This is a genomic window from Enterobacter sp. UPMP2061 (genome assembly GCF_053709615.1).
This window is the reverse complement of the sequence record NZ_JBSKJP010000001.1, coordinates 1,090,312-1,109,502: the sequence shown is the minus strand read 5'-3', so window position 1 is coordinate 1,109,502 and position 19,191 is coordinate 1,090,312. Positions and strand designations below refer to the sequence as shown.

The window sequence follows — 19,191 nt, the reverse complement described above, 5'->3', positions numbered from 1 at the left end:
CCTGTTCCATTGTTGAACTGAAAAGGAGATTACGATGGGACACACGCAGCAACGCCCAATATTGATCACTGGCGCAGGCCGTCGCATTGGCCTCGCCCTCGCCCATCACTTTCTCAATCTTCGCCATCCGGTTATCGTCAGTTACCGCACGGAATATCCCTCCATTGAAGGGCTACGAAATGCCGGAGCAGTCTGCATTCAGGCGGATTTCTCCACAGATGAAGGTATTCTCGCCTTCGCGGACAAAGTGAAGTCGACCACCCACGGACTGCGGGCGGTTATTCACAACGCCAGTACCTGGCTTCCCGAAAAAGCAGGACATTCACTCAGCGAAACGCTCGCCTGCATGATGCAGATCCACGTTAATGCGCCTTATCTGCTCAACCATGCCCTACAGGATTTGCTGCGCGGACACGGCCATGCCGCAGGCGACATTATCCATTTCACCGATTACGTGGTGGAGCGAGGAAGCGACAAACACATCGCCTATGCGGCCAGCAAAGCCGCGCTGGATAATATGACCCGCTCTTTCGCACGCAAGCTGGCGCCCGAGGTAAAGGTCAACGCGATTGCTCCGGCGATGATTTTATTTAACGAAGGCGATGATGCCGAGTATCGTCAGCAGGCGCTCAACAAGTCGTTAATGAAAATTGCGCCCGGCGAGAAAGAGGTGATCGACCTGATCGATTATCTGCTGACCAGCTGTTACGTCACGGGCCGAACGTTTGCCGTGGACGGTGGCCGCCCCCTGCGCTAGTGAAAGCGGCTCCAGAAGAAGATGAGCACCCAGGCGCTGAGGCTCCAGCAGACCACCGCCCCGCCCAGCGCCATGGGCAGACGCAGAAAACCGGTGAAGTACCACAGCGACAGCAGGTAGATAAAATACGGGATGATCGACCACATCCCGAACACAATGGTGGCGCGCAGCGCCTCAATACCCCGCTCAGAGGCCACAATATAGTGCGCGATTAACGCAAAGGTGGGAAACAGCGGGATCAGCCCGGCAATGTAGTAGTTCTTCGTTTTAGCCAGCACCCCAATCAGCAGCACGACCAGCGCACCTAGCGCGGCTTTTATCACCAGCCCCATTCTTTTCCCTTAACAATCAAATAACATTCCCGTGCAGGATAACGGAACTCCGGCTAATTTTGAAAGATTAATGGAAGGTTAAGGTTGCGCGGTGTATGTTGACGTTTTTCGCGATGACAGACGTTGTATGAATAAGATTGTTTATGTTGAAGATGAACCCGAGGTGGGGCAATTAATCGCCGCTTATCTGGGTAAACATGATATGGAAGTGGTTGTCGAGCCTCGTGGCGATCGCGCTGAAGACGTCGTCAACCGCGAAAATCCGGATCTGGTGTTGCTGGACATCATGCTGCCCGGGAAAGATGGTATGACGCTCTGCCGGGATCTGCGCGCGAAATGGGACGGCCCGATCGTGCTGCTGACCTCTCTCGACAGCGATATGAATCATATTCTGTCGCTTGAGATGGGCGCAAACGACTACATCCTGAAAACCACGCCGCCGGCGGTTCTGCTAGCCCGTTTACGCCTCCATCTGCGTCAGCGTGCCAGCGCTGAGCGTGAAGCGCCTGCGCCCTCCTTAACGCCGCATAAAGCGATGCGTTTCGGCACACTTTCTATCGACCCGGTCAACCGACAGGTTATGCTTTCCGGGGAGCTGATTGCGCTCTCAACCGCAGATTTTGACCTGCTGTGGGAGCTGGCAACCCATGCCGGACAAATTATGGACCGGGATGCATTACTGAAAAATCTGCGCGGCGTAAGTTACGACGGAATGGATCGTAGCGTTGATGTGGCGATTTCACGACTGCGTAAAAAACTGTTGGATAACGCCACGGAACCTTACCGCATCAAAACCGTACGCAACAAGGGCTATCTGTTTGCACCGCACGCCTGGGAAACCTGAAAAAGGAGCAAACAGGAATATTCGAAAAATAACTGACGATGCATCGGAATCGTTATCGGTGTTCGTCGAAAGTTATCGATTATATGCATCGCCAGTTATGACATATCCCCTGGTCTGACTCCTCTCTCCAGTTCTATTTCGATGTGCATTTTTCGCGTAAACAAAAGTAGCGCTAATGTATTTGATTGCTATAGTACAATATATATTCAGCAGAGCAGGCACCATCATCGATCAAAAATCCGTCACTTAAATGCACATTAGGCTAAAAATGATCTTTACAATTGACTTAATCATTATCTTATCCTTATGAAAACAAAGGGGATAATGGCAAACATATAAATAATATCGATCTTTTTCAATAGCTTACGTGTTTGCAGAAATCTAATTCTCATGCTAAACCTTATACTCTCTCAATTATTTAATGAAAGAGGTATAGCAATGTCATGGAGAGTCATTAGCTCGGTAATTTGTCCTAACACGGGAATCGTTTATTCAAGCATCTTGGGACTCAAGTTCTTGAAACTCATCATTTGGTATGAAAGCGATGTCTATTTGTACCCCGGTGACAGGATATATCCGACAAAAAATGGCGTCTTCATAAATGGTGTTTTCAAGCCTATATCGATATACAACATATCACCTTACAACGAAATGTTGTGGAGTGAAATTAAAAACAAGATGGCCTGCCCATACAATCGAAACCAGCACGAGGAGATATGCACTTACGCGGTGCATTGCAACGCGCGGAAATGCCCGCATGGGTTTGCCACCAACCCACTGATTGTCAGCACAGGTAAATCCAGACATTAGCGAAAATCGGAAATATTGAGATCAAGATAATTAATATTTCTGCTGCACCGCCTTTGTCCGGATAAATCTCCGTGACTACAGCCCAAATGCTCCTGTGGGGACATTTGGGCTGTAGTCACGCCTGGCAACTCTGGCTTCTTGTACCAAATTAATTTTTATTGTGCAATTTTAAGCAAGCCATCCGGAAGGCTAAAATAAAAATTGCTAATTAACCCTGCCCGTGCATTAATGGTCTCGTTAGTCCGATCCAATAATAGTTGGACAAGTTGCATGACAATTCTCATAACCAGGCGCTATCGCTGATATCCCCTCCTTTTGAGTCCACACTTAGCATTATATGTTTATTAGCTTTTATATCACTTCGGAAATGTTCAAATGGAGTCTTTATGTCATCAAAAATTTTAGGTCTGGTTAAGTGGTTTAAGGAAGATAAAGGCTTTGGTTTTATCTCCCCTGTAGATGGCAGCAAAGATGTTTTCGTGCATTTCTCTGCCCTTCAGGGAGAGAACTTCAAAACACTTTTTGAAGGTCAGAAAGTCGAATTTATCATCGTAAGCGGCGATAAAGGCCCTGCTGCTGCGAATGTAACGCTTTGCGATAAATAATATCAGCACACAGCCGCGTTGACGATGATGTTGCTTCTGGCTCGTGGACTGCACAAGCAGTCTACAATCCGATGCTAACTGCTTGTAAATCAGTAAAGTGTTATTGAGGTCAGGCGGCCGCGAAAAACATCGTCTCTTCCACTTCTTGTATGAGTATTTCTTCAGAGACGCTGAGAGGATTTAAACAAAGCGCTACAGTAGGGACAGACAAGCTGGGCCCCCTTTTGTATGCGAGTGAAACTGTGCTCTGACTCTTTAGCGCAGTTTGGACATGAACATTTGACTAAATAATTGCGACGAAGTTGCGAGTTTTTACGTCCCGACATAGGCTGCTCCTGAATGAAAAGGATTGCCACCATACACGTTAAGGCAGGATATTGCTTGCTTTTATTTCCCAAAGAGAGCAAAAAATGGAAAGGAGCCACGCTTCTGGAACATACTTACCTTACACAATCACAAAGAGATATAGAGTGATATATGAAAAAGGTGATCATTTTTTTTAATGCCAACCCCAGCAAAGTCATTATCGTGCTTAAGGGCATAACGTCTGTACGCCAGACATATCCGGATGGTGAAGAAATTAATCTTCAGATCATGACTGCAAGCTTTCCGTCGTTGACGGGAGATCATAATTCTATCTATGTTGCTTCAGACAGGGAACTTACCTCTCAGGAAATATCTGATGCTGCCAAACAATATTTATAATATTTTCTGTCACTAGTCCGGTTAACAACACAGCATTTATTTCACTCAGAATGAGAAAAATTACAATCCATCATTATTAATGCCTGCAAAATGCAGGCTTTTTTACGACATTGCCCTTTAAATTTAACTATTCCGCATAATCGTGCTGCTCACTTTGCTCCCTCTGTTTCCGAAGAAAGTGTATCATCAACCTTCTTCGTTCCTGTGGTGATATGGATGCCCACGCAGGGCTGACGAAGTAAAGCCGGGTTCTTAATTGATTGATTTAGCGGTGCTATCCAATGAAAAAGCTGTTTGTGCAGTTTTATCTCCTGCTGTTTGTCTGCTTTCTGGTGATGACCATGCTGGTCGGGCTGGTCTACAAATTCACCGCAGAGCGCGCGGGCAGGCAATCCCTGGACGATCTGATGAAAAGCTCGCTCTATCTGATGCGTAGCGAGCTGCGAGAAATTCCTCCTCATGACTGGGCGCGCACGTTAAAAGAGCTGGATCTGAATCTGTCGTTTGATTTGCGTATCGAACCCATGAAGGATTTTGACTTAGCGCCGCCTGCGATGCAGCGTCTGCGCGACGGAGACATCGTCGCACTGGACGAGAAATATACCTTCATTCAGCGTATTCCGCGCAGCCATTATGTTCTGGCCGTCGGGCCAGTGCCCTATCTCTATTACCTGCACCAGATGCGCCTGCTGGATCTCGCTCTGCTGGGCTTTATTGCCATTTCGCTCGCTTTACCTGTGTTCATCTGGATGCGACCGCACTGGCAGGACATGCTGAAACTGGAATCCGCCGCACAGCGTTTTGGGGAGGGTCATTTAACTGAACGCATACATTTCGACAGCGGTTCCAGTTTTGACCGGCTCGGTATTGCCTTCAACCAGATGGCCGATAACATCAACGCCCTGATTGCCAGCAAGAAGCAGCTGATCGATGGTATTGCGCATGAACTGCGCACTCCGCTGGTACGCCTGCGTTATCGCCTGGAGATGAGCGAGAACCTCACCGGGGCGGAATCGCAGGCGCTCAATCGGGATATTGGCCAGCTTGAAGCGCTGATTGAAGAGCTGCTGACCTATGCCCGCCTCGATCGGCCTCAGACGGAGTTGCACCTCAGTACACCGGATCTCCCCGTCTGGCTACAGACGCATATTAACGATGTGCAGAGCGTTAACCCTCAGCGAAAACTGCTGACAGCCATTACCCCCGGCGCGTACGGCGCACTGGACATGCGCCTGATGGAACGCGTGCTGGATAATCTGATGAACAACGCCATGCGCTACAGCGAAACGACGCTGCGCATAGGTTTAGATTTGCAGGGAAGCCAGGCGATTCTGTGTGTGGAAGACGATGGCCCCGGCATTGAGCCGGCGGAGCGTGAAAAAGTTTTTGAGCCGTTTGTGCGCCTCGATCCCAGCCGCGATCGGGCTACCGGCGGCTGTGGTCTGGGGCTGGCTATTGTCCGTTCTATTGCCCAGGCGATGGGCGGTTCGGTTCGCTGCGAAGCGAGCGAGCTGGGTGGAGCCCGGTTCGTCTTTAGCTGGCCGATCTATCACAATCTTCCCCTTCCCGTACCTGCCTGACCTAAACCGCACGCTGGCCTGACCCCGCGTGTTATGCTATATCAGTAGTATGTTGTAACTAATTAAGGGCTGCCATGGCAACTTACGATCTCATCGAAAGGCTTAACACCACATTTCGGGAAATAGAGCAGGCGTTACTGACCCTCACGGGGCAACTTCAGGACTGCCGCCTGCTGGCCGCCCGCGTCTTTTCCCTGCCCGAGGTGGCGAAAGGCGCGGAGCACGACCCGCTGAACACCATTGAGGTGACTCAGCATATTGGCAAGGCGGCGCTGGAAATGACGTTGCAGCACTTTCGTCGCCTTTTCATCCAGCAGCAGTCCGAAAATCGCAGCAGTAAGGCCGCCGTTCGCCTGCCCGGCGTCATCTGCCTGCAAACGGATGCCGCAACGCGTGAAGGAATTGAGGCGCAGATTACGCATATCAATACGCTGAAAGCCGCGTTTGAGAAGATTGTAACCGTTGAGTCCGGGCTGGCGCCGGCTGCCCGTTTTGAATGGGTGCATCGCCAGCTTCCGGGGCTGATCACCCTGAATGCTTACCGCACGCTGACGGTACTGCGCCACCCCGCCACGCTGCGCTTCGGCTGGGCCAACAAGCACATCATTAAAAATTTCACGCGCGATGAGATCCTGGCTCAGCTGGAGAAAAGCCTGAAATCGCCGCGAACGGTCGCCCCGTGGTCGCGGGAACAGTGGATTGAACGGCTGGAGCAGGAGTACCACAGCATTGCCTCCCTGCCAGCTGATACCCGTCTTAAAATAAAGCGTCCGGTGAAGGTACAGCCTATCGCCCGCGTCTGGTACGCCGGACAACAAAAGCAGGTGCAATACGCCTGCCCGACGCCGCTGATTGCGCTCTACGATGCCGATCAGGGTGCGGTGGTGCCGGATATCGGGGAACTGCTGAATTACGATGCTGAAAACGTTCAGCATCGCTATAAACCCCAGGCGCAGCCGCTACAGCTGATTATTCCGCGGCTGCACCTGTATGTGGCGCAGTGATTATCTGAGGCTGCCCACCATCGCTTCCGGGCGGACCCAGGCATCAAACTCGGCGTCCGTCAGGTAGCCCAGCGCCAGCGCAGAGGCTTTCAGGGTAAGCCCCTCTTTGTGCGCTTTTTTAGCGATTTCGGCCGCTTTGTCATAACCAATATGGGTGTTCAGCGCCGTTACCAGCATCAGAGACTCATTCAGCAGCTGGCTGATTCGCTCGCGATTAGGCTCAATGCCCACCGCGCAGTGCTCGTTAAAGCTCTCCATGCCATCGGCCAGCAGACGAATCGATTGCAGTACGTTGTGGATCACCATCGGGCGATAGACGTTAAGCTCGAAGTTACCCGACGCGCCGCCCATGTTGACCGCCACGTCATTACCCATCACCTGACAGCACAGCATGGTCATGGCTTCGCACTGGGTCGGGTTCACTTTACCCGGCATAATGGAGCTGCCCGGCTCGTTTTCCGGAATGCTGATTTCGCCGATGCCGCAGCGCGGGCCGGAGGCCAGCCAGCGCACATCGTTGGCAATTTTCATCAGCGAGGCCGCCAGCCCTTTCAGCGCGCCATGGGTATGCACCAGCGCATCACAGGTCGCCAGCGCTTCGAATTTATTCGGAGCGGTAACAAACGGCTGCCCGGTGATCTTCGCCAGCTCTTCGGCCACACGCACCGCGTACTCGGGATGGGTGTTTAAGCCAGTGCCCACCGCCGTTCCGCCGAGCGCCAGCTCCGCCAGATGCGGCAGGCTGTTGTCGATATGCTTAAGATTGTGCTCCAGCATCGCCACCCAGCCGGAGATCTCCTGGCCGAGCGTCAGCGGCGTGGCGTCCTGAAGGTGCGTACGACCAATTTTAACGATGTCGCGGAAGGCCTGCGCTTTCTCGTTAAGCGTAGATTTAAGCACGTTGAGCTGCGGGATAAGCTGCTCGCGGATTGCGATGACGGCCGCCACGTGCATGGCCGTCGGGAACACGTCGTTGGAACTCTGGCTTTTGTTCACGTCATCGTTCGGGTGGACCTTGCGCTCCATGCCGCGCACGCCGCCAAGAAGCTCGCTTGCGCGGTTCGCCAGCACCTCGTTCATGTTCATGTTGCTCTGGGTGCCTGAGCCGGTCTGCCAGATGGCAAGGGGGAATTCGTCGGGATGTTTGCCCGCCAGCACTTCGTCGGCGGCATTGATGATGGCGGTGGCTTTATCGGCATCCAGCAGGCCCAGATCCTGATTGACTTTGGCGGCAGCGCGTTTGGTCAACGCCAGCGCCTGGATTAGCGAGACGGGCATTTTCTCTGTCGAAATGCGGAAATGCTCCAGCGAACGCTGGGTTTGTGCGCCCCATAGCTTGTCGGCCGGGACGTCGATGGCGCCCATGGAGTCTTTCTCGCGGCGATGCATTGTCATTACTTACTCCTTGATAACAAAGATGGGATTGCTCACATGCTTAAGAGATAAGTATTGATGACTTCTGAGAAACGTTATGGCGCTTTGTGCGCTCTTTTTGATGTCGGGTGGTGGCTGCGCCTTACCCGACCTACGAGAATGCAGGCCGGGTAAGCGTCAGCGCCACCCGGCAATTTACAGACTTACTTCACACACGCCGAACACTGGGAAGACTGGATCTGTTTGAAGAAGTCGTTACCTTTGTCATCCACGAGGATGAACGCCGGGAAGTCTTCCACTTCAATTTTCCAGATCGCTTCCATACCCAGTTCCGGGTACTCCACGCACTCCAGGCTCTTGATACTGCCCTGCGCCAGCACCGCTGCCGGGCCACCGATGCTACCGAGGTAGAAGCCGCCGTGCTTGTGGCACGCGTCCGTCACCTGCTGGCTGCGGTTGCCTTTCGCCAGCATGATCATGCTGCCGCCGTTGGCCTGCAACTGGTCGACGTAGGAGTCCATACGGCCCGCTGTGGTTGGGCCTAACGAGCCGGAAGCATACCCGTCAGGCGTTTTTGCCGGGCCTGCGTAGTAGATCGGGTGATCTTTAATGTACTGCGGCAGCCCTTCGCCGTTGTCCAGGCGCTCTTTCAGCTTCGCATGGGCGATGTCGCGGCCCACGATAATCGTCCCGTTCAGGGAAAGGCGCGTTGAAACCGGATACTGCGAAAGCTGCGCGAGGATCTCTTTCATCGGACGATTCAGGTCCACGCGAACCGCTTCCCCCTCGCCCGCTTTACGCAGTTCTTCAGGAATATATTTGCCCGGGTTGTTCTCCAGTTTCTCGATCCAGATGCCGTCGCGGTTGATCTTCGCTTTGATGTTACGGTCCGCTGAACAGGAAACGCCCATCCCCACCGGACAGGAAGCACCGTGGCGCGGCAGGCGGATCACGCGAATGTCATGCGCGAAGTATTTGCCGCCAAACTGCGCGCCCAGGCCCAGATTCTGCGCTTCGGCCAGCAGTTCCTGCTCAAGCTGCACGTCCCGGAACGCCTGACCATGTTCGTTACCTTCCGTTGGCAGGCCATCGTAGTATTTGGTTGAGGCCAGCTTAACGGTTTTCAGGGTGCTTTCGGCAGACGTACCGCCAATCACAAACGCGATATGGTACGGCGGGCAGGCCGCGGTGCCGAGGGTGCGCATCTTCTCGACCAGATAATTCTTCAGCTTGCCCGGGGTAAGCAGCGCTTTGGTTTCCTGGTAAAGATAGGTTTTGTTGGCTGAACCGCCACCTTTGGCGATGCAGAGGAATTTGTACTCGTCACCGTCGACGCTGTAGAGGTCAATCTGCGCAGGCAGGTTGGTGCCGGTGTTCACCTCTTTGTACATATCCAGCGCCGCGTTTTGCGAATAGCGCAGGTTGTCTTCGGTGTAGGTATTGTAAACGCCGCGCGCCAGCGCCGCTTCGTCACCGCCGCCGGTCCAGACGCGCTGGCCTTTTTTACCGGTGATAATCGCCGTGCCGGTGTCCTGGCAGGTCGGCAGAATGCCTTTCGCCGCGATATCAGAGTTACGCAGGAATTGCAGGGCAACGTACTTATCGTTCTCACTGGCTTCCGGGTCGCTCAGGATATCAGCAACCTGCTGCTGATGCGCCGGACGGAGCATAAAGGAAGCATCATGGAAGGCTTGCTGCGCCAGCAACGTCAGCGCCTGCGGGTCAACTTTGAGGATCTCCTGCCCTTCAAACTCAGAGACAGAAACGTAATCGCGGGTTAACAGGTAATACTCGGTCTGATCCTGACTGAGGGGGAAAGGATCCTGATAATGGAAGGGTTTATTCGACATTGTTCTCTCACTTACTGCTTCGGTCTGTTTATTCAGGGCAGATGTTCCGCTGCCCGGCTTAAAAGCGAGTCAGCTTATCCTACACAATTTTTTAACAAAAACTGAGACTAGTACGACTTTTTACATCCGCAGGTTACTTCCATTCGGTTTATTGCTTTAATACGCGGAGTTAATTCCACATATGAATCAGGGCTTGATAATGCAAAAACTCATCAACTCAGTGCAAAACTACGCCTGGGGAAGTAAAACTGCGTTAACGGATCTCTACGGTATCGCCAACCCGGACAACCTGCCGATGGCAGAGCTGTGGATGGGCGCGCATCCGAAGAGCAGCTCAAAAATTGAAGATGCCAGCGGCCAGGTTCGCAGCCTGCGTGACGTCATCGACGCCGACAAAGCCGCACTGCTCGGCGATAAAGTGGCGAATCGTTTTGGTGAGCTGCCGTTTCTGTTCAAGGTATTGTGCGCCGACCAGCCGCTCTCCATTCAGGTTCACCCGAACAAAAAAGCCTCTGAGCTGGGCTTTGCCAAAGAAAATGCCGCCGGTATTCCGTTAGACGCCGCAGAGCGTAACTACAAAGATCCTAACCACAAGCCGGAACTGGTTTTCGCCCTGACCCCTTTCCTGGCGATGAATGCCTTCCGCGAGTTTTCCGAGATCATCTCCCTGCTGCAACCGGTCGCCGGGGCTCACAACGCGATCGCCCATTTCCTGGAAAACCCGAACGCAGAAGCCTTGAGCGAGCTGTTTGCCAGCCTGCTGAATATGCAGGGCGAGGAAAAATCCCACGCGCTGGCGGTGCTGAAAGCCGCGCTGAACAGCCAGCAGGGTGAGCCATGGGACACCATTCGCGTAATTTCCGCGTTTTATCCGGACGACAGCGGTCTCTTCTCTCCGCTGCTGCTGAACGTGGTGAAGCTCAACCCGGGCGATGCAATGTTCCTGTTCGCTGAAACCCCGCACGCCTACCTGAACGGCGTGGCGCTGGAGGTGATGGCTAACTCCGATAACGTACTGCGCGCGGGCCTGACGCCAAAATACATCGACATCCCTGAGCTGGTTGCCAACGTGAAGTTCGTGGCGAAACCTGCTGCGGAGCTGCTTACGCAGCCGGTGAAAAACGGCGAAGAGCTGGACTTCCCGATTCCGGTTGACGATTTTGCCTTCTCGCTGCACGACCTCAGCGCAGACGAAACCGCCATTGCACAGGAGAGCGCAGCGATCCTGTTCTGTGTAGAAGGCGAAGCGACGTTGCATAAAGATAGCGAGCGTCTGGTGCTTAAACCGGGTGAATCCGCCTTTGTCGCGGCCAACGAGTCGCCTGTCCGGGTGAGCGGCACCGGTCGCCTGGCGCGTGTTTTTAATAAGCTTTAGGGACTTACTGAATTTTTTAACAACTCTTGCTAAGCTAGTAACAGGCGTTGTAACACCAGGCGGTTTTAACCGCCTGGTTTCATTTTAGGGATAATCGCAATGAAAAAATCGGTCGTAGCGGTAGGAGTGATTGTTGCTTTAGGCGTGATCTGGACGGGTGTTTCCTGGTATACCGGGAAACAGCTGGAAAGCCGTCTGGCAGAGATGATGACGCAGGCAAACAGCGAGATTAAGCGCAGCGCGCCTGAAGCAGGTCTGGAGCTGAGCTACCAGAACTACCAGCGTGGCGTGTTTACCAGCCATATGCAGGTGGTGGTGAAGCCGGTTGCGGGTAATCAGAACGCCTGGCTGAAACCGGGCCAGAGCGTGGTGCTGGATGAAGTGGTCAGCCACGGTCCGTTCCCGCTGGCGCAGTTGAAAAAGTTTAACCTGATCCCCTCCATGGCATCCGCCAGAACCGTACTGGTGAATAACGAGGTGACGAAGCCGATTTTCGATATGGCGAAAAATGAGTCGCCGTTTGAGATCAATACCCGCATCAGCTATGCCGGTGATACGCATTCCGACATCGACCTGAAAGCCCTGAATTACGAACAAGGCACCGATAAAGTCGCCTTCAGCGGCGGTAATTTCCAGCTTGATGCCGATCGCGACGGCAAGAATGTCTCCCTGACCGGCGATGCCGCCAGCGGCCTGGTGAATTCAGTCAATGAATATAACCAGAAGGTTCAGCTTACCTTCAACAACCTTAAAGCCAGCGGCAATAGCCGTATGACCGATTTTGATGAGCGTATCGGCGACCAGAAACTGAGCCTCGATAAGATCGCCATTGCGATCGAAGGCAAAGAGATGGCGGTGCTGGAAGGCATGGATCTGGACGGTAAGTCTGACGTCTCCAAAGACGGTAAAAGCATCAACACCCAGCTGGATTACAGCCTGAAAAGCCTGAAAGTACAGAATCAGGATCTGGGTACCGGTAAGCTGTCTCTGAAAATCGGCAACATTGACGGCCAGGCGTGGCATGAATTCAGTCAGAAATACAGTAAAGAGAGCCAGGCTCTGCTGACCGATGCCGCCCTGCAACAGAACCCGCAGGCGTACCAGCAGCAGGCGATGACGGTGCTGTTTAATAACCTGCCGATCCTGCTGAAGGGCGAGCCGGTGATTACCGTTGCGCCACTGAGCTGGAAAAACGGCAAAGGCGAAACCAACTTCAACCTGTCGCTGTTCCTGAAGGATCCGGCCGCTGCGACCGGCGAACCGCAGACCCTGGCGCAGGAAGTTGACCGCAGCGTGAAATCGCTCGACAGCAAGCTGACCATCCCGATGGATATGGCGACCGAGTTCATGACGCAGATTGCGAAACTTGAAGGGTATGGTGAAGAAGATGCAGGGAAACTGGCAAACCAACAGGTGAAAGGCCTGGCGGCGATGGGCCAGATGTTCCGCATCACGAAGGTGGAAGACAACACCATTTCCACCAGTCTGCAATATGCTAATGGCCAGGTGACGCTCAACGGCGACAAAATGCCGCTGGAAGAGTTTGTCGGTATGTTTGGTATGCCGACGCTGGGCATTCCGGCACCGGCTGAACCGGCAGCGCCGCCGGCAGTACCGCAGCAGTAAACGAAAAACCCCTCGCATGAGGGGTTTTTTATTGCCGGGTGGCGCTGAAGCTTACCCGGCCTCCGATCCTGAGTCGTTGTAGGCCCGTGCAAGCAAAGCGTTTACTTCACCGTCACTAACCGCGCAGCCACAATCTGATGCCCGGCCTGCACGTCCGTATTTTCAATGCGCTGCATGATCCTGTCTGCCAGGGTGTACCCCATCTCACGAGCCGGCGTCGTCGCCCAGACGATGGGGAGATCGTCTAACGCATTTTCACCGACATCCGCAAACGCCCCCAGCGCCACCTGATGGCCGAAGAACGTTTCTACCCCGCCCTCACCGCTCTGGCGTCCGGCGCGGATCAAACCGAACCACGCCCCCATCGCAATGACGTCGTTATAGCAAATCACCGCGCTGATCGTCGGGCTGTTGCGAAGCAGCGTGCCGATGGCTTCCGCGGCTTTTTTCTGGCTGGATTCACACTCCACCACCCATTCGCTGTGAAACGGCAGGCCGTATTTGATGAGCGTGGAGCAGTAACCGCCCACCCGCTCGGCACGTGTCAGGGACGAGCTTTTACCGCCGAGCCAGGCGATGCGCTGATGGCCGCGATGAATAAGATGCTCGGTCAGCATTTGCGCGGCCTGCATGTTATCTGGCCGAAGGGTATCGGCTTCGTCGAGATAGCTGGCGCGCGAGGCAAACACCAGCGGTACGCCTTTCTGCGCCGCGCGCTCACACAATTCACTGCCCACGCCGGACGCGCCGGCCACGATCACCCCATCCACCCCTTGCGTCAGCAGCATATCCAGCCTGGAGAGCAGCTGCTCCGGTTCGCGCCCACCGTGGAGCAGGAAAACCATTCGCCCCTGCGCTTCAAGCGCCTCGGTAAGCCCGGCGGTCAATTCTGCATAAAACGGCGACGTGAGGTCGCGAACGATCAGCCCTATCACCCCGCTTTGCCCACCGCGCAGCGCCGACGCCTGGCGATTACGCACAAAGCCTAACTGCTCAACGGCCTCGTTGACGCGCTGACCCGTTGCAGGAGAGATGCGCCCCTTCCCGCTCAATACCAGCGAAACGGTGCTGACGGAAACCCCCGCCGCCAGCGCGACATCGTTGATGGTGATCTTTTTCGCTACAGCCATGTGGTGGCGTGACTCCTTGATAATGAGATCGCTAAAACGTTTTATCAATACGTTATCTTTATACTACCAGTAAAAGCCTGAGAATGTGATTTAGCGCGCACTAAAGTTTGATAAAACGTTTTATCTTCTCGCCCCATCGAGGTCGTTAAATCTCTTTCTACCATTTAAGGAGTCGTTTTATGACGACGAAAGCAGCACAAAAAATATCGCTGTGGGAGTTTTTCCAGCAACTGGGTAAAACCTTTATGCTGCCCGTGGCGCTTCTCTCTTTTTGCGGGATCATGCTGGGGATCGGCAGCTCGTTAAGCAGCCACGACGTCATTACCCTGATCCCTTTCCTCGGAAATCCGGTACTTCAGGCGATCTTCATCTGGATGAGCAAGGTCGGCTCTTTTGCCTTTAGCTTCCTGCCGGTAATGTTCTGTATCGCCATTCCTCTGGGTCTGGCGCGCGAAAATAAAGGCGTGGCGGCGTTTGCGGGCTTCGTTGGCTATGCGGTCATGAACCTTGCGGTTAACTTCTGGCTGACTGCCAAAGGGATCCTGCCGACGACCGACGCGGCGGTACTGAAAGCCAATAACATTCAGAGCGTGATTGGTATTCAGTCCATCGATACCGGGATCCTTGGAGCCGTGATCGCGGGGGTGATTATCTGGATGCTGCACGAGCGCTTCCACAACATCCGCCTGCCCGATGCGCTGGCCTTCTTCGGCGGGACCCGCTTTGTGCCAATCATTACGCTGGTTGTGATGGGTCTGTTTGGTCTGATCATCCCTCTGATTTGGCCGATTTTTGCCATGGGGATCACCGGTATCGGCCGCATTATCAACGGCGCGGGTGATTTCGGCCCGATGATTTTCGGTACGGGTGAACGTCTGCTGCTGCCATTTGGTTTACAGCATATCCTGGTTGCCCTGATCCGCTTTACCGAAGCCGGCGGTACCATGGACGTTTGCGGTCATTCCGTTAGCGGTGCGCTGACCATCTTCCAGGCCCAGCTGAGCTGCCCGACCACTCACGGCTTCTCTGAAAGTGCGACGCGTTTCCTCTCTCAGGGTAAAATGCCTGCCTTCCTCGGCGGCCTGCCGGGCGCAGCGCTGGCGATGTACCACTGTGCCCGTCCGGAAAATCGTCATAAAATTAAAGGTCTGCTGATCTCCGGCGTTATTGCCTGCGTGGTGGGCGGTACGACAGAACCTATCGAGTTCCTGTTCCTGTTCGTAGCGCCGGTACTGTACCTCATCCACGCCGTACTGACGGGCCTGGGCTTTACCGTGATGGCTGTGCTCGGTGTGACCATCGGTAACACCGACGGTAACGTGATTGACTTCGTGGTCTTCGGTATCCTGCACGGTCTGTCCACCAAGTGGTATCTGGTGCCGGTTGTGGCCGCCATCTGGTTCGCGGTTTACTACGGGATCTTCCGCTTCGCCATCACCCGCTTTAACCTGAAAACGCCTGGCCGCGATACCGATACGGCCACCAGCGTTGAACAGGCGGTAGCCGGCACCATTGGGAAATCCGGATATAACACGCCGGCTATTCTGGCGGCGCTGGGCGGTGCGGATAACATTACCTCTCTGGATAACTGCATCACCCGCCTGCGTTTGTCGGTGGCGGACATGTCCAAAGTGGATACCAACGCACTTAAAGCTAACCGGGCTATCGGCGTGGTACAGTTAAATCAACACAATTTGCAGGTCGTCATTGGCCCGCAGGTACAGTCAGTGAAGGATGAGCTGGCAACCCTGATGCGAACCGTCGAAGCCTGATGCCTCGCCCCCCTCGTCATGAGGGGGTTTTACTTTACGGAGCACCGTCATGTTTGATTTTTCAACCGTCGTGGATCGACACGGCACCTGGTGTACCCAGTGGGATTATGTCGCTGACCGTTTTGGCGCTGCCGACCTGCTGCCCTTCACCATCTCTGATATGGATTTCGCCACCGCCCCCTGCATTACCGATGCGCTGCACCAGCGAATAAACCACGGGGTGTTTGGCTACAGTCGCTGGAAAAATGACGAATTTCTGGCCGCCGTGGCGCACTGGTTCCGGCAACGCTTTAACAGTCAGATTGATACCGAAACCGTGGTGTATGGGCCGTCGGTCATTTATATGGTCTCGGAGCTGATCCGCCTCTGGTCCTCGCCTGGCGACGGCGTGGTGGTTCATACCCCGGCTTACGATGCCTTTTATAAAGCCATCGAAGGCAACCAGCGTACCGTTGTTTCCGTGCCGATGCAGAAAACAGCGCATGGCTGGGAGGGCAATATGGCCGCGCTGGAAGCAGCGCTGTCAAAACCGGAAAACAAGGTGCTGCTGCTGTGTAGCCCGCAAAACCCGACCGGCAAAGTCTGGACGCGGGAAGAGCTGACCACAATGGCGGCCCTGTGTGAACGTTATGACGTAGCGGTGATCAGCGACGAAATTCATATGGACATGGTATGGGGCACGCATCGTCATACCCCGTGGAATGAGGTTGCGCGCGGTAAATGGGCGCTGCTGACCTCGGGTTCCAAAAGCTTCAACATTCCGGCGCTGACGGGTGCCTGGGGGCTTATCGCCGATGACGCCAGCCGTAACGCCTATCTGAATGCATTAAAAGGTCGGGACGGACTCTCTTCCCCTTCCGTGCTGGCGCTGACCGCGCACATTGCTGCCTACCGACAGGGAGAACCCTGGCTGGACGCGCTGCGGACCTATCTCGAAGAAAACCTGCGCTACATTGCTGACGAACTGAATACTGCATATCCGACACTCAACTGGCAACCGCCCGAGGCCACCTATCTGGCATGGATCGATCTCAGCCCGCTTGGCATTGATGACAATACGCTGCAAAACGTGCTGATTGATCAGCAAAAAGTGGCCATCATGCCGGGATATACCTATGGGGATGAAGGTAAAGGCTATGTGCGTCTGAACGCCGGCTGTCCGCGTAGTAAGCTTGAACAGGGCGTTCAACGCCTTATCGCCGGCATCAACACTCTGCTGTAAATCATTTGCGCAACGGAATATTCCCTTGCGCAAATAGCTTTTTACCCCGTTTTGTTTTTATAATATGGCGCACTTTAACCAGCAAAGAGTGCGACCATGATTGATACACGCCTGCCTTTAACTGATATTCACCGCCACCTCGACGGAAACATTCGTGCCCAAACCATTCTCGATCTTGGTCGCCAGTTCAATTTAACCCTCCCTGCCGAAACGCTTGAAACCCTGATCCCGCATGTTCAGGTCACGTCGAACGAACCGGATCTGGTGAGTTTTCTGAGCAAGCTCGACTGGGGCGTGAAGATGCTGGCCTCGGTCGATGCCTGTCGCCGTGTCGCCTTTGAAAACATCGAAGATGCCGCGCGTAACGGCCTGCACTATGTCGAACTGCGTTTCTCCCCGGGCTATATGGCGATGACCCACAACCTCCCCGTAGCGGGCGTGGTTGAAGCGGTCATTGAAGGCGTGCGTGAAGGCTGCAAAACCTTTGACGTTCAGGCGCGTTTGATCGGCATTATGAGCCGTACCTTCGGTGAAGCGGCCTGTCTTCAGGAGCTGGAAGCATTACTGGCGCATCGCGACCAGATCACCGCCATCGACCTGGCCGGTGACGAGCTGGGCTTCCCGGGCAGTCTGTTCCTGTCTCATTTCAACCGCGCACGTGATGCAGGATGGCATATTACCGTTCATGCGGGCGAAGCTGCGGGGCCGGAAAGCATCTGGCAGGCCATTCGTGAACTGGGTGCGGAACGTATAGGTCATGGCGTGAAAGCCATTGAAGATCGCGCGCTGATGGATTTCCTCGCCGAACAACGTATTGGAATCGAATCCTGCCTGACCTCCAATATTCAGACCAGTACAGTAGCGTCGCTGGCGCAACACCCGCTGAAAACCTTCCTCGAACACGGGGTGCTGGCTTCGTTGAACACGGACGATCCGGCGGTTCAGGGCGTGGATATTATTCACGAATACAACATCGCCGCACCACAGGCCGGGCTGAGCCGCGAGCAGATCCGTCAGGCGCAAATCAACGGGCTGGAGATCGCCTTCCTGACGCCTGAAGAGAAACAGGCGCTGCGCGATAAAGTTGCTCAGTAGTCCTCTTTACTGCCGGGTGGCGCTGCGCTTACCCGGCCTACGAAAGCGTTTGGCACTTATGCCAGACAGAGCGTTGCGCGATGTTTGGCAGATTCGATCCCGAGCTCGATGAGCTCCATAATCTGGATTGCCTGGCTTGCGGGAACCGGATTTTCACCTGAACCGTTCAGCGCGTCACGAATGGCGGCGTAATACGCCGGATAGTTCCCCGGCAGGGTCAATACCGTCTCTTCAACCAGTACCTCACCCTCCGCACGCGTCACCACCCCGTCGCGCATGTCGTAGCCCCAGTCCTCCTGCGGTAAGCGTTCGCCATTTTTGAGGCGCTCTTCCTGCGGATCCAGGCCGAACTTCACATAGCTGCCGCGCGCCCCGTGAATGATATAGCGGGCCGATTCCGCCGCCGCAAGCATTGTCCCGTGCAGCACAATGCGCCGCTGCGGATAACTCAAAATGGCATGGAAATAGTCGGTGGTCTGCGCCCCCGGCCTGAGCTGCGCTAAATCGACCGTCATGCTCACGGGCAAACCAAACAGATGAACGGCCTGATCGAGAAGATGCGGCGCTAAGTCATACCAGATGCCGCTACCCGGTCCCGCCTGCTCGCGCCAGCGATCTCGCACCTGCGGACGATAACGATCGAAGTGCGACTCAAAAAAGGCAATTTCGCCGAGCGTGCCTTCGTTTATCAGCGCCTTAACCGTCAGGAAATCGCTGTCCCAGCGCCGATTGTGAAAGACCGATAATAACCGACCCAGACTTCGCGCCAGCGCATCCAGCTCGCGCGCCTGTGACAACGTCACGGTGAAGGGCTTATCGACAACAACATGTTTCCCTGCCTCCAGCGCCGCTTTCGCCAGGGGGAAATGAGTGTCGTTAGGAGTAGGAATGACAATAAGGTCAATATTAGGATCGTTAAACAGATGCTTAGGCTCCGTTACCACCGGCACGGCTGGCCAGTCGGCGCGGACCTTAGTCTCATCGCTGCTTGTGATAGCCGCCAGTTCCATTCCCGGCGTGCCGGCAACCAGCGGTGCATGAAAGGTTTTGCTTGCGTACCCGTAGCCAATAAGACCGACGCGGATGTTTTCACTCATCGTTTGCCCCCTC

General features: G+C 54.4%; 18 protein-coding genes. 12 read left to right on the top strand and 6 right to left on the bottom strand.

The genetic code is table 11. The features are described 5' to 3' along the window. Positions 1–34: 34 nt before the first annotated feature. The gene (folM, locus tag ACWKXX_RS05430; RefSeq protein ID WP_003857550.1) at positions 35–757 is read left to right on the top strand and encodes a dihydromonapterin reductase; all 723 of its coding nucleotides are present in this window, start codon (positions 35–37) and stop codon (positions 755–757) included. Here the strand turns inward: folM and ACWKXX_RS05425 are convergent. Continuing rightward, positions 754–1,089 carry a GlpM family protein gene (locus ACWKXX_RS05425; protein ID WP_015570648.1) on the bottom strand — a complete coding sequence of 112 codons (336 nt, stop codon included), beginning with the start codon at positions 1,087–1,089 and terminating at the stop codon, positions 754–756. The genes folM and ACWKXX_RS05425 overlap by 4 nt on opposite strands. A gap of 127 nt (positions 1,090–1,216) precedes the next feature. Here ACWKXX_RS05425 and rstA point away from each other — a divergent pair, with 127 nt between their 5' ends. The 3 genes from rstA to ACWKXX_RS05410 all read left to right on the top strand — a co-directional run bounded on the left by rstA (position 1,217) and on the right by ACWKXX_RS05410 (position 3,348). Beyond that, entirely contained in the window at positions 1,217–1,933 is a 717-nt protein-coding gene (gene rstA / locus ACWKXX_RS05420; protein WP_015570649.1) for a two-component system response regulator RstA, read from the top strand. Between the two features lie 390 nt (positions 1,934–2,323). Beyond that, positions 2,324–2,743 (top strand): anti-adapter protein IraM, encoded by a 420-nt coding sequence (gene iraM / locus ACWKXX_RS05415; RefSeq protein WP_015570651.1) that lies wholly within the window; start codon positions 2,324–2,326, stop codon positions 2,741–2,743. A 386-nt stretch (positions 2,744–3,129) separates the two neighbouring features. Next, entirely contained in the window at positions 3,130–3,348 is a 219-nt protein-coding gene (locus tag ACWKXX_RS05410) for a cold shock domain-containing protein (RefSeq protein ID WP_017384577.1), read from the top strand. Between the two features lie 161 nt (positions 3,349–3,509). Here the strand turns inward: ACWKXX_RS05410 and ACWKXX_RS05405 are convergent, their stop codons facing one another. Further along, positions 3,510–3,674 carry a YnfU family zinc-binding protein gene (locus ACWKXX_RS05405; RefSeq protein WP_213083756.1) on the bottom strand — a complete coding sequence of 55 codons (165 nt, stop codon included), beginning with the start codon at positions 3,672–3,674 and terminating at the stop codon, positions 3,510–3,512. Positions 3,675–3,825: 151 nt separating this feature from the next. On the opposite strand from ACWKXX_RS05405, the gene ACWKXX_RS05400 reads away from it, so the two are divergent. From ACWKXX_RS05400 to tus, 3 genes are all read left to right on the top strand, one after another. Then, the gene (locus tag ACWKXX_RS05400) at positions 3,826–4,053 is read left to right on the top strand and encodes a hypothetical protein (protein WP_017384578.1); all 228 of its coding nucleotides are present in this window, start codon (positions 3,826–3,828) and stop codon (positions 4,051–4,053) included. Between the two features lie 281 nt (positions 4,054–4,334). After that, positions 4,335–5,633 (top strand): two-component system sensor histidine kinase RstB, encoded by a 1,299-nt coding sequence (gene rstB / locus ACWKXX_RS05395; RefSeq protein ID WP_023303638.1) that lies wholly within the window; start codon positions 4,335–4,337, stop codon positions 5,631–5,633. A gap of 74 nt (positions 5,634–5,707) precedes the next feature. Beyond that, the gene (tus, locus tag ACWKXX_RS05390; protein ID WP_023296464.1) at positions 5,708–6,637 is read left to right on the top strand and encodes a DNA replication terminus site-binding protein; all 930 of its coding nucleotides are present in this window, start codon (positions 5,708–5,710) and stop codon (positions 6,635–6,637) included. Here tus and fumC read toward each other — a convergent pair whose 3' ends face one another. Both fumC and fumA read right to left on the bottom strand, forming a co-directional pair. Then, complete coding sequence (fumC, locus tag ACWKXX_RS05385) at positions 6,638–8,032, bottom strand: class II fumarate hydratase (RefSeq protein ID WP_017693543.1); 1,395 nt, start codon at positions 8,030–8,032, stop codon at positions 6,638–6,640. 182 nt (positions 8,033–8,214) lie between these two features. Next, the gene (gene fumA, locus ACWKXX_RS05380; RefSeq protein WP_015570656.1) at positions 8,215–9,861 is read right to left on the bottom strand and encodes a class I fumarate hydratase FumA; all 1,647 of its coding nucleotides are present in this window, start codon (positions 9,859–9,861) and stop codon (positions 8,215–8,217) included. Positions 9,862–10,060: 199 nt separating this feature from the next. Here fumA and manA point away from each other — a divergent pair, with 199 nt between their 5' ends. Next, complete coding sequence (gene manA / locus ACWKXX_RS05375; RefSeq protein WP_261666274.1) at positions 10,061–11,236, top strand: mannose-6-phosphate isomerase; 1,176 nt, start codon at positions 10,061–10,063, stop codon at positions 11,234–11,236. Between the two features lie 99 nt (positions 11,237–11,335). Then, positions 11,336–12,862, top strand: a complete 1,527-nt coding sequence (locus ACWKXX_RS05370) for a YdgA family protein (RefSeq protein WP_284329786.1) — start codon at positions 11,336–11,338, stop codon at positions 12,860–12,862. A gap of 101 nt (positions 12,863–12,963) precedes the next feature. Here ACWKXX_RS05370 and ACWKXX_RS05365 read toward each other — a convergent pair whose 3' ends face one another. Then, a complete protein-coding gene (locus tag ACWKXX_RS05365) occupies positions 12,964–13,992 on the bottom strand; it encodes a Mal regulon transcriptional regulator MalI (protein ID WP_017384586.1) in 1,029 nt (342 codons plus the stop codon). Positions 13,993–14,171: 179 nt separating this feature from the next. Here ACWKXX_RS05365 and malX point away from each other — a divergent pair, with 179 nt between their 5' ends. The 3 genes from malX (at position 14,172) to add (ending at position 18,081) form a co-directional block, all read left to right on the top strand. Next, positions 14,172–15,764 carry a maltose/glucose-specific PTS transporter subunit IIBC gene (gene malX / locus ACWKXX_RS05360; RefSeq protein WP_015570659.1) on the top strand — a complete coding sequence of 531 codons (1,593 nt, stop codon included), beginning with the start codon at positions 14,172–14,174 and terminating at the stop codon, positions 15,762–15,764. A 49-nt stretch (positions 15,765–15,813) separates the two neighbouring features. Beyond that, entirely contained in the window at positions 15,814–16,986 is a 1,173-nt protein-coding gene (locus ACWKXX_RS05355) for a MalY/PatB family protein (protein WP_108393716.1), read from the top strand. Positions 16,987–17,082: 96 nt separating this feature from the next. Continuing rightward, positions 17,083–18,081 carry an adenosine deaminase gene (add, locus tag ACWKXX_RS05350; RefSeq protein ID WP_015570661.1) on the top strand — a complete coding sequence of 333 codons (999 nt, stop codon included), beginning with the start codon at positions 17,083–17,085 and terminating at the stop codon, positions 18,079–18,081. 56 nt (positions 18,082–18,137) lie between these two features. Here add and ACWKXX_RS05345 read toward each other — a convergent pair whose 3' ends face one another. Further along, complete coding sequence (locus ACWKXX_RS05345) at positions 18,138–19,178, bottom strand: oxidoreductase (protein WP_017693546.1); 1,041 nt, start codon at positions 19,176–19,178, stop codon at positions 18,138–18,140. Between the last annotated feature and the right edge of the window lie 13 nt (positions 19,179–19,191).

Coding starts and splice junctions, on each gene's coding strand:
- manA (WP_261666274.1), top strand. CDS start 10,061: ATGCAAAAACTCATCAACTCAGTGCAAAACTACGCCTGGGGAAGTAAA.
- rstB (WP_023303638.1), top strand. CDS start 4,335: ATGAAAAAGCTGTTTGTGCAGTTTTATCTCCTGCTGTTTGTCTGCTTT.
- ACWKXX_RS05355 (WP_108393716.1), top strand. CDS start 15,814: ATGTTTGATTTTTCAACCGTCGTGGATCGACACGGCACCTGGTGTACC.
- ACWKXX_RS05405 (WP_213083756.1), bottom strand. CDS start 3,674: ATGTCGGGACGTAAAAACTCGCAACTTCGTCGCAATTATTTAGTCAAA.
- iraM (WP_015570651.1), top strand. CDS start 2,324: ATGCTAAACCTTATACTCTCTCAATTATTTAATGAAAGAGGTATAGCA.
- ACWKXX_RS05410 (WP_017384577.1), top strand. CDS start 3,130: ATGTCATCAAAAATTTTAGGTCTGGTTAAGTGGTTTAAGGAAGATAAA.
- fumC (WP_017693543.1), bottom strand. CDS start 8,032: ATGACAATGCATCGCCGCGAGAAAGACTCCATGGGCGCCATCGACGTC.
- ACWKXX_RS05370 (WP_284329786.1), top strand. CDS start 11,336: ATGAAAAAATCGGTCGTAGCGGTAGGAGTGATTGTTGCTTTAGGCGTG.
- ACWKXX_RS05365 (WP_017384586.1), bottom strand. CDS start 13,992: ATGGCTGTAGCGAAAAAGATCACCATCAACGATGTCGCGCTGGCGGCG.
- malX (WP_015570659.1), top strand. CDS start 14,172: ATGACGACGAAAGCAGCACAAAAAATATCGCTGTGGGAGTTTTTCCAG.
- ACWKXX_RS05425 (WP_015570648.1), bottom strand. CDS start 1,089: ATGGGGCTGGTGATAAAAGCCGCGCTAGGTGCGCTGGTCGTGCTGCTG.
- add (WP_015570661.1), top strand. CDS start 17,083: ATGATTGATACACGCCTGCCTTTAACTGATATTCACCGCCACCTCGAC.
- ACWKXX_RS05400 (WP_017384578.1), top strand. CDS start 3,826: ATGAAAAAGGTGATCATTTTTTTTAATGCCAACCCCAGCAAAGTCATT.
- rstA (WP_015570649.1), top strand. CDS start 1,217: ATGAATAAGATTGTTTATGTTGAAGATGAACCCGAGGTGGGGCAATTA.
- fumA (WP_015570656.1), bottom strand. CDS start 9,861: ATGTCGAATAAACCCTTCCATTATCAGGATCCTTTCCCCCTCAGTCAG.
- tus (WP_023296464.1), top strand. CDS start 5,708: ATGGCAACTTACGATCTCATCGAAAGGCTTAACACCACATTTCGGGAA.
- ACWKXX_RS05345 (WP_017693546.1), bottom strand. CDS start 19,178: ATGAGTGAAAACATCCGCGTCGGTCTTATTGGCTACGGGTACGCAAGC.
- folM (WP_003857550.1), top strand. CDS start 35: ATGGGACACACGCAGCAACGCCCAATATTGATCACTGGCGCAGGCCGT.